Genomic DNA, 14,605 nt, shown 5'->3' on the forward strand with positions numbered 1-14,605 from the left:
GAGTGAACAGCATTACGGTTTGATCTCCACCTTTTCGTCGCGGCGTGGGTTATTCGCTCCGCTTGCCCCTGTAGTGCCGCCTTGCCTGGCTTCCTTCGTTGCGCTCGGTGGCGGAACGATTCCTGGCCAGGACCAACCGTTTTTCACCACGGAGGTTACTGAGAAAACAAGCTTTCTCTGGGTGATCTCTGTGACCTCGTTGTGCCTGTGAGGGTCCCGTTATTGATGCTGGTGTGCCAGCCGGTCTGCCAGGCCGGAGGCGCGCCAGGTGGCTTTCTTCACTGCGCTGTCCCATACCCCGGGCTTGCCGAATTCCAGCAGGGTGAAGGTTTCCCGCGCCCGAGTGACCGCGGTATACACCAGCTCCCGGGTAAGCAGGGGGTGGGGTGCATCGGGGAGTACCAGCAGGGTGTGGCGGAACTCCGAGCCCTGGGACTTGTGTACCGTCATGGCGTACACGGTTTCCACCCCGTCCAGCCTTGAGGGGAGTACCCACTTGATGCGGCCATCCGGCAACTGGAAAGCGACCCGCAAGGGGCGGAGGCCACTGTCATCCGTTTCTCCGGGCAGGGTTAGCCCCACATCGCCGTTCATGAGTCCCAGCTGGTAATCATTGCGTGTCATCATCACCGGGCGACCCGCATACCATTCCCGCTCTGGGGCCAGCCCCTGTTGTTGCAGGTAGTGGGTGATGCGCTGGTTGAGCTGCTCCACCCCAAAAGGGCCGCTGCGCAGGCCACTGAGCAATTGCTGGTGGGTGAGTTGTTTCAGTAGCGATGCCGCCCATTGATCCCGTTCAGGGTTCGCCTCCGGCGGATTCTCGACGGCCAAAAAAAGACTGCGCAAACCCTGGTGGCCGGCGCTGCCTTCCAGCAACAGGGTTTCCAACTGTGTGTTGTCGCTCTGCAGTCGGCGGCGGTTGAGGCTCTCCGGGTAATCCAGAAACGCCGCCCGTGACTTGCTCAGGTCTGCCCGGTTGATGGCGGTAGCCAGGGCGCCGATGCCGGGGCTGTCCTTAGAGCGCCAGTTGGTACGTAGCATGGCTGTGGACTGTGCCAGCGCCGTGCCGGGCTGGTCGGGCACTTCACGGAAGTCACGGATATCGGCGCCACAACTCTGAGCAACGAAGTCCAGGGTATCGGCTTGATAACGGCCTTCAAAGGCATAGCGGCACAAATCGCCCATGACTGCGCCGGCTTCCACGCTGGCCAGCTGGTCCTTGTCGCCCAGCAGGATCAGTTGCGCATGGGCGGGCAGGGCTGACAGCAGGCTGGCCATCATGTCCATGTCGATCATGCTGGCTTCGTCCACGACTACCAGATCCGCGTGCAGGGGATTGTGGGCGTGATGACGGAAGTGCCGCGAATCCGGCCGGGTGCCCAGCAGGCGGTGCAGGGTGGTCACGTCGGTGGGAATGCTGTCGCGAACCGCATCAGAGACCGGCAGGGCGGCTACCTGGTCGCCAATGGATTCGGTGAGCCGCGCGGCGGCTTTGCCGGTGGGGGCGGCGAGACGAATGCGCAGGCGCTGTTGGTTTCCCACGGCCAGGCTTTGCAACAGGCCCAGCAGTTTTACCACTGTGGTGGTCTTGCCGGTCCCCGGGCCGCCGGTAATGATGCCGATACCAGCGCGGCTGGCCAGCGCGCAGGCCACCTGTTGCCAGTTGGTGTTGTTATCACTGTCAGGGAATAGCGCCTGCAACGGGCCCTGCAGTTGTTGTGCAGACAGTCCGGAAGGCGTTGCCAGCCGCGTTGCAATGGCGTTGGCGACCGACCGTTCCTGTGACCAGCTACGGCGCAAATAAAGTCGATGGTTATCCAGCACCAGTGGTGTGCTGCCGTCGTCGCTGACCAGCGGGCTTTGCTGCAAGGCCTTGCGCCATTGGGCGGGTGTCCCCGGGAGTAACTGCGTCAGTTCCGCAGGCGGTGACGTGCCCCACAGCTGGGTACTCAGGGCGTCATTTTCAAAATCCAGACAGAGATGACCACTGGCCTGCTGGTTGCTGGTAAAGGCCGCCAGTAACAGCACTTCATAACTGGCATCGCTGCACTGTTGTTGCAGAAAGCGGGCAATGGCCACATCCAGATCCCGTAACAGTCCGCCGTCGCGTAGCCGCTCCAGGGCATCTTCCCAATTGAGGGCGGAGAATAGATCAGATTGCATCGAAGCCCCCAAAAGCCATTGAAAGTTGAAAGTTGAAAGTTGAAACGCGGGAAGGTTTAGAGTTTAACGAACAGGTCATGCGCCGCGATTCTTGGGTAGTGGTGCGCGGGTACAGAGTTCCAGCAAGGGAAAGCGTCCCCCGCGCTTTTAAACTTTTAACTTTTAACTTTAAACTCACCCCTCGCCTCCAAACATCGCATCCAGCCTTTCAATCAACTCCGTCGCCGGCCGGTCGAAGACCGTGCCCGCTGCTGGACCCTGCATGCCGCGCAGGAACACATAGACGGCGCCGCCCAGGTGTTGCTCCGGATTGTAGCCTTCGCCAAGGCGGTTCTTGAGAAGACGATGGAGAGCCAGCAGGTAAAGCACGTACTGCACCTCGTAACGCTTGTCGAGAATGGCACGGGTCATGGCGCGGGCGGTGTAGGCGCTGTCATCCACGCCCAGCCAGTTGGATTTGTAGTCGAGCACGTAGTACTTGCCGCGGTGTTCGAACACCAGATCGATAAAGCCCTTGAGCATGCCGTTGAGGGTGTCGGCCTCCAGTCGCGGGCGGGGCAGATCCGGGTGGATGGCATCGCGGATAGCCTGGTCCAGAGCCGCCACGCTCACCTGGTTGGCGGGCAACATGAATTCCATCTCTGCCACATAGGTGGCCATCTCGCTCAGCGCCACCTGATCAGCGGCCAGCGGTAACGGGGTTTGCAGGGCGGTTTTCCACCAGTTATTGATCACCGCCCCGTGATCTTGCCATCCGCGGGCCTGGAGTTTTTCTGCCACAACCTGTTCGAAGGGCGCTGGGGACGCCAGGGTCGCAACAAAGTCCTGGTTCGCTGCCAGCTCGAGGAAATCATGCAGCAGGGTGCCGGGTGCTGCGCCGCGGGGAAAGGCGTGGATGCTACCCGGCAGAGGCTCCTGTTCCGGCATGCTGTCCTGATCCGGTTGCTCGGCCAACTGGTCGCTGCGCGGGTCCGCCGGGGCCAGGGTTTCCTGCACATGCTTGAGGGCACTGTAGCTGGCAATCCACCAGGGCTGGCGTTGATGTCGGGGGGGCACTTGTACCGGTTTGAGGGTCACATTCTGTGTAGCCGGTTGATACGGGGCATCATGGCTCTCCGGTGGTGCGATCACGCTTACCGCGTCGCTGATTACCGGTGTCAGTTTTTCGGTGAGCTTTTCATTTTCCACACCGTCACCAAACAGCAGGCGGCCTATGGCACTCTTCTCCAGCTGGTTGGTTTTTCCGTTACCTTTCACGTAGGGGGCAATGCCCAGGGTGCAGGTATGGCAGGCCCGGGTGAGTGCCACATAGAGCAGGCGCATGTCTTCCGCCAGGCGCTCTTCGTCAGCCTTGCGCTCGTCTTCCACATCCGGCTCCAGTGACACATGCAGCCGGTCATCATCATGGAAACGCAGCGGCGGCTTGCTCTTGTCGGCGGGGCGGAAGCTGCAAATAAAGGGCAGATACACCAGCGGGTATTCCAGCCCCTTGGATTTGTGGATGGTGATCACCTTGACCCTGTCATCATCACTTTCCAGCCGCAGGATGCTTTCCTTGCTGCTGTTGCTCTGTTGTTCGAGGGTTTCTTCCAGATAGCGAATCAGGGCTTGCTCGCCATCCAGTTGGGTGGCCATCTGCTGGAGCAATTCAGACAGGTGCAGCAGGTTGGTCAATGCCCGCTCACCGTCCAGGCTCTGACTGAGACGCACCGGCACATGAAAATCCATCAGCAGGTTGCGCAGCATGGGCAATACACCCTGCTGTTGCCACTGGTGGCGATAGCCATGGAACTGTTCCACCATGCGTTCCCAGCGCACCTCATCCTGATTGATGGCATCCAGTTCCGTGTAGGCCATATCCAGTGACGCACTGGCCAGGGCACTGCGCACCTTGCTGTCCGATTCCGGGTTGGCGCAGGCGTGCAGGATCAGCAGCAGGTCGATCGCTTCCGGCTGGGCAAACACGGAATCCTGGTCAGACAGATACACGCTGCGCACCGCACGTTCCATCAGCGCATCGCGAATGGCTTTGGCTTCGGTGCGGTCTCGTACCAGAATGGCAATGTCGTTGGGCTGCAGGGGCCGAAACTGTTCGCCTTTGCGGAAACCGGTGTCGCCTTTTTCCGCGCCGTTGAGCAGGTGGGTGATTTCGGTGGCGCAACGTTCCGCCTGTTGCTGGCGGTACTGACCCGCACTCACCGCCCTGTCGCGGTCTTCCACCCACAGGGTAATGCCAGCTTTGACCTGCCCATCTACTTCCAGTTGTTCCTTGCGACCCTGGGCTTCCACCGGGTCGAACGGGAAGGGGCTGCCGGTTTTGGCCATGCGGAAGACATCACCAAACGTCTGGTCGCTGTAAGTGAACAATTCGTTCACAGCGGCGACCATGGCATGGGCAGAACGGAAGTTCTTTTTCAGGGTGTAGTGGTTGCCTTTGGTGGCCGTGCGGGCTTTCAGGTAGGTGAATACATCCGCGCCGCGGAAAGCATAGATGGCCTGTTTGGGGTCGCCGATCATGAACCAGCCGATCTCCGGCTGATTGCCATAGAGTGCAGAAAAAATTCCGTACTGGACCGGATCGGTATCCTGAAATTCGTCGATCAGCGCCACCGGGAATTGCTCACGAATCACCGCGGCCAGCCTCTCGCCGTTGGGCCCTTCCAGGGCATCGCGCAGGCGGGTGAGCATGTCATCGAAGCCCAGCGTGGCGGTCTGGCGGCGTACTTGATCCACGCGCCGGTCAATCCAGGCAGCCACATGGGCCAGCAGGTCCGTGCGTGGCAGGCGGGTGTTTTCGCGACCCATCAGGACCCGATCTAGAGTTTTGCAGAACAGGAAGTCCGGACGGTGTTCCTGACCCGCCTTGGTCAGCTTCATGCCGTCTTCAGAGAACTTGAAGAGGACGTCGTAATCCTTGTCGCGCAGGCCTTCTCCCTTGGCGTAGCGCTTCAGAAGCTTGAGCATGCCGGGCACACTTTTCGCCCGATAGCTGTTGCCGTTCAGCCACTTGTTCTCCTGGGCGTCACGTACCCAGTGAAGGAAGTCCGGCAAGGCGTCGGCCAGTTGCTGACGGGCCAGCCGGTCCAGCTCGGCCTGGGGATCGGTTTGCGTCAGCCATTTTTTCACACTGTCTGGCAGGTTCGCCGGATCGGCTTCCTTGAGCCCCAGCAGAGGGCGGGCTTCCTTGAGCAAGGCATCCGGGTTGCCCAGGCCTTCGCTTTGCAACTGGTTGGCGGCACTCACCGGGAAGTTGTTGATGATGTTGCGCCAGTAATCCCGTGCCGCCTGCAGTTGTTCATCGCTGGCATCTTCCTGCAGTTCCAGACTGAACAGGCTGCCGGAATCAAACGCATGCTGTTTGAGCATGCGGTTACAGAAACCGTGGATGGTGTAGATGGCTGCTTCATCCATCCACTGGGCTGCGGCATCCAGTCGCTGGGCGCATTGCTTGCGCGCCTGCGGCTCGGCGTAGTCGGCCAGCAGTTGTGACAGCACCGGGTCGCTGGCAGTGGCGTCCGGGTCGGCAAAGGTCCGGGCGGCATCGGCCAGGCGGTCCCGAATCCGTTCGCGCAGTTCTTCCGTGGCGGCTTCGGTAAAGGTCACCACCAGGATGTCCGGTGGCAGCAGCGGGCGGTGGAAGGCCCGGTCGTCACCATGGCCCAGCACCAGGCGCAGATAAAGCGCTGCCAGGGTAAAGGTCTTGCCGGTACCGGCGCTGGCTTCGATCAACCGGGTGCCATGCAGAGGGAAAGTGATCGGTAGCGGTGGGTCCTGACGTCCGTCGTTATGGCTCATGACAGGTCCCCCAGTTCGGCCCACTGGCTGTTCAGGAAGAGGGGCGCAAAGAGTTGTTCTGTCCAGTAAAGAAACAGCGGTTCTTCCTCTTTTGTCTGTGCCCAGAGCGTATCGAAATCCGGCCAGGCGCGGGCCAGTGACGGGTCATCCACTTCGCCACGGCTGAAATCGCTACTGGTGTATTTGTGCCTTGCCGCTTTCACGCCTTTCTCTTCATCTTCTTCCGTCAGGAAGGCAAAGGCGGTGGCACAGGCCACCGGTAGCGGATGGCAGAGCGCCTGTTGCCAGGCATGACCAAGCTGGTCGAGATGCTGCTGGGCTGCCTGCTGGGTTACCTGTAGCAGGGTAAAGCGCCCATCCTGGCCCTGAATGCGGGTGGTGAGCGGGTAGCCGGCAGCACAGGCGGCCAGGTGAATGACCCAGTCGCGACACAGCTTGTCGTAACGGTTTTCCAGCTTGCCGGTCTGCAGGACCAGCCGCTGCGGGTTGCCGGTGGCACCGCGCAGATCGGTGAGCCAGTCTTCCAGTGGCAGGGGGCCGGCGGTCAGACGGATTTCCTGCTGGGGCAGTGGACTGCCACTCTGGGCCAACAGGGCAAAGTAATCGTCCAGCGGATCGGCCAGCGGCACCAGCAGGCTGTCACGGCTCCCTTCTTCAAACGGATGCAGGGGCAGATCGCCGCTGGCGGCCAGCCGGTCCAGGGTGGCCTGCATGGTGGCTTGCGCCTGTTCCGGGCCCACCTGCAGGGCGTCACTGACCAGCTGATCCTGTAGTTGATAACGCTGTAGTCCGTCGAAACCGAAGGGTTCGCTGTCTTCGAGTACCTGGCGTTCCAGTTTCAGTTTTGCCTTGAGTCGGCGTTCGAAAAAGTGTGCCACCGGCTGCTTTAGGAAGCGTCCCAGGGCAGCGCAATTCACCGGCTCGTCGTTGTCCAATGGTGGTAACGGTTGGCTGTTGTCCACTGGCGGGGCATCGCCGTCATGCAGTACCCGCCATTCGTTGGCATAGGTGCTCAGGGCATCGTTGCCGGCATCGAAGTACTGGCTGCTGAAGGGCTGCAGGGGATGCGCCTGGGTGAGGGCCTCCACCGGGTCGCCCTGGTCGCAGTGCCAGCGCTGGTTGATGTGATCGCGCAGCTGGGCCACCAGTACTGAAGGCGGACGTTCGCTATTGTCGCGCACGTTGCGGCCGGTCCAACTGATATAGAGGCTGTCGCGGGCGCTGAGCAGGGCTTCCAGAAACAGATAGCGGTCGTCGTCCCGCCGGGAGCGATCCCCGGGACGATAGTTGCCCCACTGGCGCATCAGGTCGAAATCCATGGGCTGCTGGGGGCGGGGGTAGTCACCGTCTTTCATGCCGAGCAGGCACACATGGCGGAACGGAATGGCGCGCATGGGCATCAGGGTGCAGACGTTGATGCGCCCGGCCATGAAGCGCTGCGACAGGCTTTCGGCATTGAGTGCATCCAGTAATGGGCGGCGGGCCACGGTGAGCGGCAGAGCCTTGTCGAAATCCGCTTCGCCGCAGGCCGCCAGCCAGTCGTTGAGAGCATCGCGCAGGCCGGCATCCAGGCCCTGGTCGTCCTGCTCCTCGGGGGCAAACAGATCATCCAGTAACTGGCTGAAACGCAGCTGCCACTGGGTCGGGGTGGCGCTGTCCCGGAAGGCCTGCCAGTGATGTTCCAGACTATCCAGCAAGCGTGACAGTCGCCCGGCCAGCTCCGCACCCAGGCCTGCCACTTCGTCCAGGGGCTGGATGTTGTTCCAGGCCGGGCCATCGCCCATCAGGTAGCCGGCCAGCATGCGCTTGAGCCCGAACGCCCAGCTGTTCTGTTCAAAGCCGGGCACCTCCAGGGTGTGGCGCTGGTCGCTGTTGAGCCCCCAACGGATACGGGCCTGATCAATCCAGCTGGCCAGCTGGGGCAGGTCGCTTTCCTCAATGGCAAAGCGCTGGCGCACCGCAGGCACCTCCAGCAGGTCGAGAATGTCGCTGGCGGTAAAGCGCCACTGGGGCAGGTGCAGCAGGGACTCCATGGCCTGGGCCATGGGCGAGGCGGCACCGGCACTGCGGTCGCTGAGGGTGTAAGGCAGGTAGCGTGGGTCGTCCCGCTCCATGCGACCAAACACTGCATCAATGTAGGGCGCGTAGGCCTCGATATCCGGCACCATCACGATCACGTCCCGTGGCTGTAGGCTCGGGTCTTCGGCAAAGCGTTTCAGCAACGCATCCTGCAGGATTTCCACCTCCCGCTGGGGGCTGTGGGCGATAGCGAAATGCAGGGAAGAATCCGTTTGCAGGGGGGGGCGCTGGTCCGGTGCCGGCTGCGGTTCCAGATCGAGGATGTCCTGCTGCAGTTGTTGCAGCAGGGTGCTCGGTGAGAGATCGACGAACAGGTCAATCTGGTTCTGGAAAGCGCTGCGGTAGCTGTCCGGATCATCGTGATCATAGAGCAGGCCGATAAAGTCCCGGCCCTGTTTGCCCCAGGCGGCCAGCAGCGGATTGACCCGGTTCTCCGGCAGCAGGTCGAGGTGACGTTTGCGCTCGTCCAGTTGGCGCCGGAGCAGATGACGGTCTTCCACGATATCCGCCCAGTAATGCTGGCAGGGGTTCTGTACCAGCATCAGGATCTGGCAGTGCTGGCTCAATGCGGCGAGGGCCTCCAGGGATTGCTGGGGCAGGGCGCTGATACCAAAGATAATCAGCCGGCGCGGCAGGCCCGGGGGCGTTTCACCATTGTTCAGTGTCGCGATGAAACTGTCATGGATGGCACTACGACTGAGGCCCTGTTTGTCATCGTCCATATCGGCCAGCAGCGCGCGCCACAGGTGCGCCTGCCAGCGCTGGCTGGCGGGAAATTCATCAAAGGTAGTGCGGTCGTGAGCTTTGCGCAGTTGATCCTGTCCCGCTTCCCAGTCGGTGAGCCAGTCAGCCCGGTACACCTGGTAAGCGTCATAGAGATCGGCCAATCGTTCGGCCAGCTGGTGTCGCTTGCGAAAGTCCTGATCATCAGCAAGAAAGTGGCGCAGCGGGCCGAAATGTTCATCATCCAGCAGAGTCGGCAGCAAGCGATACAATCGCCACAGCAAACGGGACTTGTCGAAGGGTGAGGTGCGCGGCACCTTGTCCTCGCCGAGCACGGCGCGGTAGGCGCTCCACAGAAAACGGGCCGGCATCTGGAACTGGAAGCCGGCACTGATCCCCAGCGCATCCGCCAGTTGCAGTTTCAGCCACTGGGCCATGCCATTGGATTGCACCAGGAAGGTTTCGGTTTCCAGTGGTGCCAGGGGCTGGCGTTCCAGCCAGTCGGCCACCAGTTCGGTGAGGGTTTCCAGACGGTTGCTGTGCAGCACCATCAGCCCGTTTTGCATGGATCATCCTTGCGCGACATTGAGTTTGTGCGAAAAGACTAGACTAAGGGAGAAGGGCGCCGTGCGCTACAACCCAAGCCTGTCCCGGCGCTTGAAATGTCAGTATGTCGGCAGGGCAGGACAGAAACTGTCGTAGCGGATTGAGAAAAGTCAGAAGCGAGTTGCGAGTGACGAGTAACGAAGCGTTAAACCGCGTTTGTGTCTCGGGTTTTGACTTTCGAAATTCGCTCCCCGTCACTCGCCACTGCCTCACTAACGCTACATCACACTCTGCCACCAGGGTTCCCGTTGCACTGGCACCGTCATCGTCTCGTCAGGTTGCGCCGCCGCAGGTAGCTGGCTGTCGGCTTCGTTGGCTTGCAATCCAAACGTGGGTACCAGTGATGCCACCAGCAGCAATGCCATGGTGCGGTTGAACAGTTTCAGTCGCTTGCCTTCTTTCAGCCACTGTTTCAGCAGGGCACCAAACAGACTCCAGCTACTGATCAGCGGCAGGCCGATCAACAGAAAGGCGCCCGCGACAATCGCGACGCTGACACTGAAGTCCGCAGGGTCGGTGAAGGTTGCCACTCCGGTCAGAATCATCATCCAGGCTTTCGGGTTAACCCACTGGAACAGGGCAGCCTGGAAAAAGGTAAAGGGTTGAGCCTGTGCCGTCCCGTCATGGAGGGCTGTGCTGCGTACCAGTTGCCAGGACAGGTAGAGCAGGTAGGTAGCTCCGCCAACCCGAAGCAGGGTGATGGCCTGCGGGAACTGGCTGAGCAGCTGGCCAAGTCCCAGGGCGACGCAGACCAGGATCACCTGACAGCCGATAGCAATCCCGAAAATATGTGGCAGCGAACGGCGGAAACCCGCATTGGCACCGGAGGCAATCAGCATCAGGTTGTTGGGGCCCGGGGTCGCGGTCATCACGGTCACAAAGCCGATCAGGGCCAGCAGCTGTTCCGTACTCATCATGTGCTTCCTGCGTTGGGGAAAGGGATAAGAGTCAGAGTAGGTGGACAGTGTTGAGCAAGACAGATATAAGAAAACGAAATTGATGCAGTACAGATGGTTTTGTGAGTAATCTGTGCTGCCGTATTTTTCACAAACTGTACTGCGGGGTAGAGGGATGACGTTGTATCAGGCACTTGCGGATCGCTTGCAGGGGTTGATCCGTGATCAGGTTTACCCGGTTGGGAGTCGTTTGCCCGGGGTGAGAATGCTCAGTGAGCAGCATGACGTCAGCGTCTCCACGGCGGTGAATGCCTGTCGCGAGCTGGAGCAGCGAGGAGTGCTGGAAGCGCGCCCACGTTCCGGTTACTACGTGCGTCAGCCCGCCCTGATGCGCAAGCCACCACGGGTGGCCAGGGCCAGCCGCAAGCCGCGGCGCATCACCGGCCAGGAAAGAGTGCTGCAAATTCTGCAATCGGTGAAAGATCCCGCTGTCATGAATCTGGGGGCTGCCGTTCCCGCACCGGAGTTCATGCCGGTGGCGGCTATGGAGCGGGTTTATCATTCGGTGTTGAGGGAGGAACGCCGTCGTTGTGTGGGTTACGAATTCCCTCCCGGGGCGCCGGAGCTGCGTACCCAGATCGCCCGGCGTTTGGCGAGCCTGCAATGTGATGTGTCACCGGATGAGGTGCTGATTACCAATAGCTGTCAGGAATCGGTTTCCATTGCGCTGAAACTGGTTACCTCTCCGGGTGACACTGTCGCCATTGAGTCGCCAACCTACTATGGATTGCTTCAGGTCATCGAATCGCTGGGACTGAAGGCCCTGGAGATACCCACCGATCCGGAACACGGAATCTCTCTGGATGCATTGACGCTGGCACTGGAGACGTGGGACGTGGCGGCCTGTGTGGTGGTGAGCAATTTCTCCAACCCGTTGGGGGTTTGCCTCACGGATGACAGAAAGCAGGCGCTGCTGTCATTACTGGGCAAACACAAGGTGCCGTTGGTGGAGGATGACATCTACGGGGATTTGCCGCTTGCCGGGCCGCGCCCCCGGCCGCTGAAATGTTGGGACCGCGAGGGGCTGGTCTACTATTGTTCCTCCTCATCCAAGACGCTGTCGGCAGGCATGCGGGTGGGCTGGCTGGTGCCCCCGCCGTCGCAACAGGAGCGGGCAGAGTATCTGCAGTTCATCAATACGGTGTCGGTGAATACGCCGGCGCAGCTAGCGCTTGCCCGTTATCTGGAGAAGGGAAGATACGATCACTTTCTGCGTCAGCTGTGCGCTCAACATGCCCTGGGTGTGGCACGAATGACGGAGCGGGTCACCCAGCTTTTTCCGGAAGAAGCTCGGGTCAGTCGGCCGGCAGGGGGATTTGTATTGTGGGTGGAGCTGCCAGGCGAAGTGGATACCACCAGTTTGCTGGAAAGGGCGCTGAATGCCGGTGTCAGTTTTGCCCCCGGCGCCATGTTCTCGGCGTCAGGAAAGTTCGCCAACTGTTTGCGCATGAATTGTGCAGTGAAGTGGGATAATCGGGTGGAGCAGGCGTTGGTTACGCTGTCGAGATTGTTGTGAAGAGTCAGCAGCGAGTTTCGAGTTGCGAGTGATGAAAGTCAAAAACTTCAGCCCGGAGGCCAGGAGGGTTTCTGCTTTTCGTTACTCGCAACTCGTCACTGGCAACTGGGGTTTTTACAGCAGCATGCTGCCCAGCACTTCGCGCTGCTCGTCCTGGATCTTGATGACCTTGTCACCTTCCTTGACCAGGGTGTAGCGCTCTTCCACACCTTCACTGGTGGCCAGAACAGAGATGGAGCCATCAGCGTTGTAGGTCAGCTCGGCCTGGTTGCCCATGCCATCGTTGACGGTTTCGGTGCTACCTGCGACTTTGGCGCCTTCCTTGCTGATCGGGTTGGTGCCGGTCCAGAACTCGATGGAGTTGAAGATCACGATGTCACCCAGCAGGGAGAGCCCGTAAACCGGCACCCACCAAAAGATGAAAGAAATCCCCTGGCTGACGAACTTGTTGTTGGTGGCAGTGGCGTTCCAGTCCTGCACGGTATCGAACAGGGCGTTCTGGCCAAGACAGCCAGTGAGCATCATGGCGCAGGCGGTACTGGTAAAAGCTTTCTTCATGATTTCTCCTCGTAGTTGACGGCGTTTCACCGGTCAAGTCGGCGAACCCTTCCACTAATAGCCCTGTGGGTGGGCAACGTCCAACATTCTCTTTCAAGATGTGAAAGCCGTACTTATAAAAACGCCCCGCAGGGCGGGGCGTCTTGGCGTGCTGGCGGATCAGCTTTCCATCTCGGCCAGTTCGTCTTCAAAGAAAAACTTGTCTTCTCCGAAGGCCGGCTCCAGATGGTTTAGCCAGGTGGCCTCTTCATTGAATTTGGCGAAGAACGGGCGCTGAACCCAGTCGTGATTACGGCCCTGGATAAAGCGCAGGGCAAACACTTTTTCACCGTTGATTTCGGTGACACCCTGAATCTCCACTTTGCCCGGGTGGCTGGACATACTGGGGCCGCGGGCGGTGCGGGCAATACCGGATACCTGCTTCATGGCATCCCGGTAAATTTCCCAGGCTTTTGCCAGCGGTACTTCAAAGTAATGCCGGGCGCCGGTATCGCGTTCCACAAACATGTAATAAGGCACGATGCCCAGTTCCACCTGCGTCTGCCACAGTCGCGCCCAGTCATCGGCATTGTCATTGATGTGGGCGAACAGAGGACCCTGTGCCCGGATAACAGCACCGGTAGCGCGGACCCGGCGAACGGCTTCTTTGACGATATCGGTTTCCAGTTCCTGCCAGTGGTTATAGTGGGCCATCAGCGCCAGATGCTTGCCGCTGGCCTGCACCTCTTCGAACAGTTCCAGAAGATCCTGGGCATCGTCGTCGGACACGACACGCTGTGGCCAGAAGGTCAGAGCTTTGGAACCGATGCGGATGGTGCGAATCTGCTCAAGCTCCAGCAAGGGCTCGATGTGAGCACGCAGATTTTTGGTTTTCATTACCAGCGGGTCGCCACCGGTGACCTTATCGCGTTTACATGGGATGTAAAGTATCTTGGAGATTAGTTGGCAATGCTGTGAGTGGAACTATTTCGTAATTAACTGGAGCACTAAAAAAAGCGAAGCTACGAGCCAAACCGACATGTTCACAATGGGCATTTTGGCTAAAAGCCTTGCAGTGTCAGAAGTGTTCTTTGCATTATTTTCAGATATTTTATGTATTAGCGGTGGGAGGTCATGCTTCTGTTTTATTAGTGCTTCTATTTCGGCTATGGATTTTTTATGTTGATGCATATGGTCAAGGCCGCTTTTAATTTTTCGACCGAAAACATAATTTAAAAATATCCCAACAAAAATGATGAGTGTTGCACTGGCCCAAGTTGTTAGTCTCCCTTTTTCTAGGTTTGAAAGATAGGGCATTGATGCTAGCAATGCCAGCATGAAAGTTGTGTTCATGCTAAGTTTTTTCCAGTTTAAATTGTCTTCATGAGTATACAGGTTTACGGCAGTATGGTGATAGTCAACGATGTCGTCCAATGGTTGGGAAGCTGAGTGCCAAAGAGTTCGAGTGTATATTTTTGATTTTTCTGGGAAGCGACACCAGATGCCTCTCGGTCGAGTTATGTTGTCGGGGTCTGGCCCAGGCTTAATTTCAAACTGCTTGATGAAGCCGTGTTTTTCATGGAATTTAATGGAGCTTTCATTTTGGGGCTGGGTTACGATAGCGGCGGCTAAAACGATATTTTGTTCAGTTACATATTTGTATAATGTATCTGCCACGCCCCGAGTTTTTGGGGACTCTTTTTTTACACAAATTTGCTTAATTAAGAAAAATTCACAATTAAGGTTTGCTTTGCAGTATTGCCCGACCAGATCATTGGCGGCGATTTCGGAGGAGGGGTATCCATAAAGAAAGCCAAGTATCTCGCCGTTTTTTTCAGCTTTTATGAAAGTGTTTTTTTCTATCAAGAAGCTTTTGTAATTATCAATGGAGTAGCCTGATACTAAAAATCCTTTCTCTGTGCCGGTTTTGCAGCCGCTAATTAGCCAGCTTGATGCAATCGCGTGTATTTCCTCAATATCGGTTTGCATGACTTTGGAGAGGGTAAGCAAGGTGGGGCTCCTGGTAGTTTAGGTATGGCTCTGGTGTGAAAGCTCATAACCCGCGTGGTCTGGAATGATCAATTAATGGTAGTGGCAGGCAATTTAAAGTGCAAAGTGGGCCGGTTTATATTTTGCGGACTCTTTGCGGCCAGTCTGCAGCTCAATAAATCGGTCTTCTCCATTTGTTGTACTATGTTGGCTGCATATTGCTAATCTAACAAGGCTACTT

At 58.5% G+C, this 14,605-nt stretch carries 7 protein-coding genes and 1 pseudogene; 1 reads left to right on the forward strand and 7 read right to left on the reverse strand.

The window, feature by feature from the left end; genetic code table 11:
• Positions 1-219: 219 nt before the first annotated feature.
• The 4 genes from recD to HF945_RS04240 form a co-directional block, all read right to left on the reverse strand.
• Entirely contained in the window at positions 220-2,163 is a 1,944-nt protein-coding gene (gene recD, locus HF945_RS04225) for an exodeoxyribonuclease V subunit alpha (RefSeq protein ID WP_290524507.1), read from the reverse strand.
• Positions 2,164-2,337: 174 nt separating this feature from the next.
• Positions 2,338-5,958, reverse strand: a complete 3,621-nt coding sequence (gene recB / locus HF945_RS04230) for an exodeoxyribonuclease V subunit beta (RefSeq protein WP_290524508.1) — start codon at positions 5,956-5,958, stop codon at positions 2,338-2,340.
• Positions 5,955-9,326 (reverse strand): exodeoxyribonuclease V subunit gamma, encoded by a 3,372-nt coding sequence (recC, locus tag HF945_RS04235; protein ID WP_290524509.1) that lies wholly within the window; start codon positions 9,324-9,326, stop codon positions 5,955-5,957. The genes recB and recC overlap by 4 nt, the downstream gene beginning before the upstream one ends.
• Before the next feature lie 258 nt (positions 9,327-9,584).
• The gene (locus HF945_RS04240) at positions 9,585-10,283 is read right to left on the reverse strand and encodes a LysE family translocator (protein ID WP_290524510.1); all 699 of its coding nucleotides are present in this window, start codon (positions 10,281-10,283) and stop codon (positions 9,585-9,587) included.
• 154 nt (positions 10,284-10,437) lie between these two features.
• Here HF945_RS04240 and HF945_RS04245 point away from each other — a divergent pair, with 154 nt between their 5' ends.
• Positions 10,438-11,838 (forward strand): PLP-dependent aminotransferase family protein, encoded by a 1,401-nt coding sequence (locus HF945_RS04245; protein WP_290524511.1) that lies wholly within the window; start codon positions 10,438-10,440, stop codon positions 11,836-11,838.
• Between the two features lie 114 nt (positions 11,839-11,952).
• Here HF945_RS04245 and HF945_RS04250 read toward each other — a convergent pair whose 3' ends face one another.
• The 3 genes and pseudogenes from HF945_RS04250 to HF945_RS04260 form a co-directional block, all read right to left on the reverse strand.
• A complete protein-coding gene (locus tag HF945_RS04250) occupies positions 11,953-12,396 on the reverse strand; it encodes a DUF3332 family protein (protein ID WP_290524512.1) in 444 nt (147 codons plus the stop codon).
• A gap of 159 nt (positions 12,397-12,555) precedes the next feature.
• A pseudogene (locus HF945_RS04255) lies at positions 12,556-13,296 on the reverse strand (lysine 2,3-aminomutase); the annotation flags it as partial.
• A gap of 63 nt (positions 13,297-13,359) precedes the next feature.
• The gene (locus HF945_RS04260) at positions 13,360-14,385 is read right to left on the reverse strand and encodes a hypothetical protein (RefSeq protein WP_290524513.1); all 1,026 of its coding nucleotides are present in this window, start codon (positions 14,383-14,385) and stop codon (positions 13,360-13,362) included.
• Positions 14,386-14,605: the final 220 nt, after the last annotated feature.

The organism is Alcanivorax sp. (genome assembly GCF_017794965.1).
Classification (GTDB): Bacteria; Pseudomonadota; Gammaproteobacteria; order Pseudomonadales; family Alcanivoracaceae; genus Alcanivorax.

Bases quoted from the DNA above. Each gene is read 5' to 3' on its own strand.
- recD (WP_290524507.1), bottom strand. From the start codon at position 2,163: ATGCAATCTGATCTATTCTCCGCCCTCAATTGGGAAGATGCCCTGGAG.
- recB (WP_290524508.1), bottom strand. From the start codon at position 5,958: ATGAGCCATAACGACGGACGTCAGGACCCACCGCTACCGATCACTTTC.
- recC (WP_290524509.1), bottom strand. From the start codon at position 9,326: ATGCAAAACGGGCTGATGGTGCTGCACAGCAACCGTCTGGAAACCCTC.
- HF945_RS04240 (WP_290524510.1), bottom strand. From the start codon at position 10,283: ATGATGAGTACGGAACAGCTGCTGGCCCTGATCGGCTTTGTGACCGTG.
- HF945_RS04245 (WP_290524511.1), top strand. From the start codon at position 10,438: ATGACGTTGTATCAGGCACTTGCGGATCGCTTGCAGGGGTTGATCCGT.
- HF945_RS04250 (WP_290524512.1), bottom strand. From the start codon at position 12,396: ATGAAGAAAGCTTTTACCAGTACCGCCTGCGCCATGATGCTCACTGGC.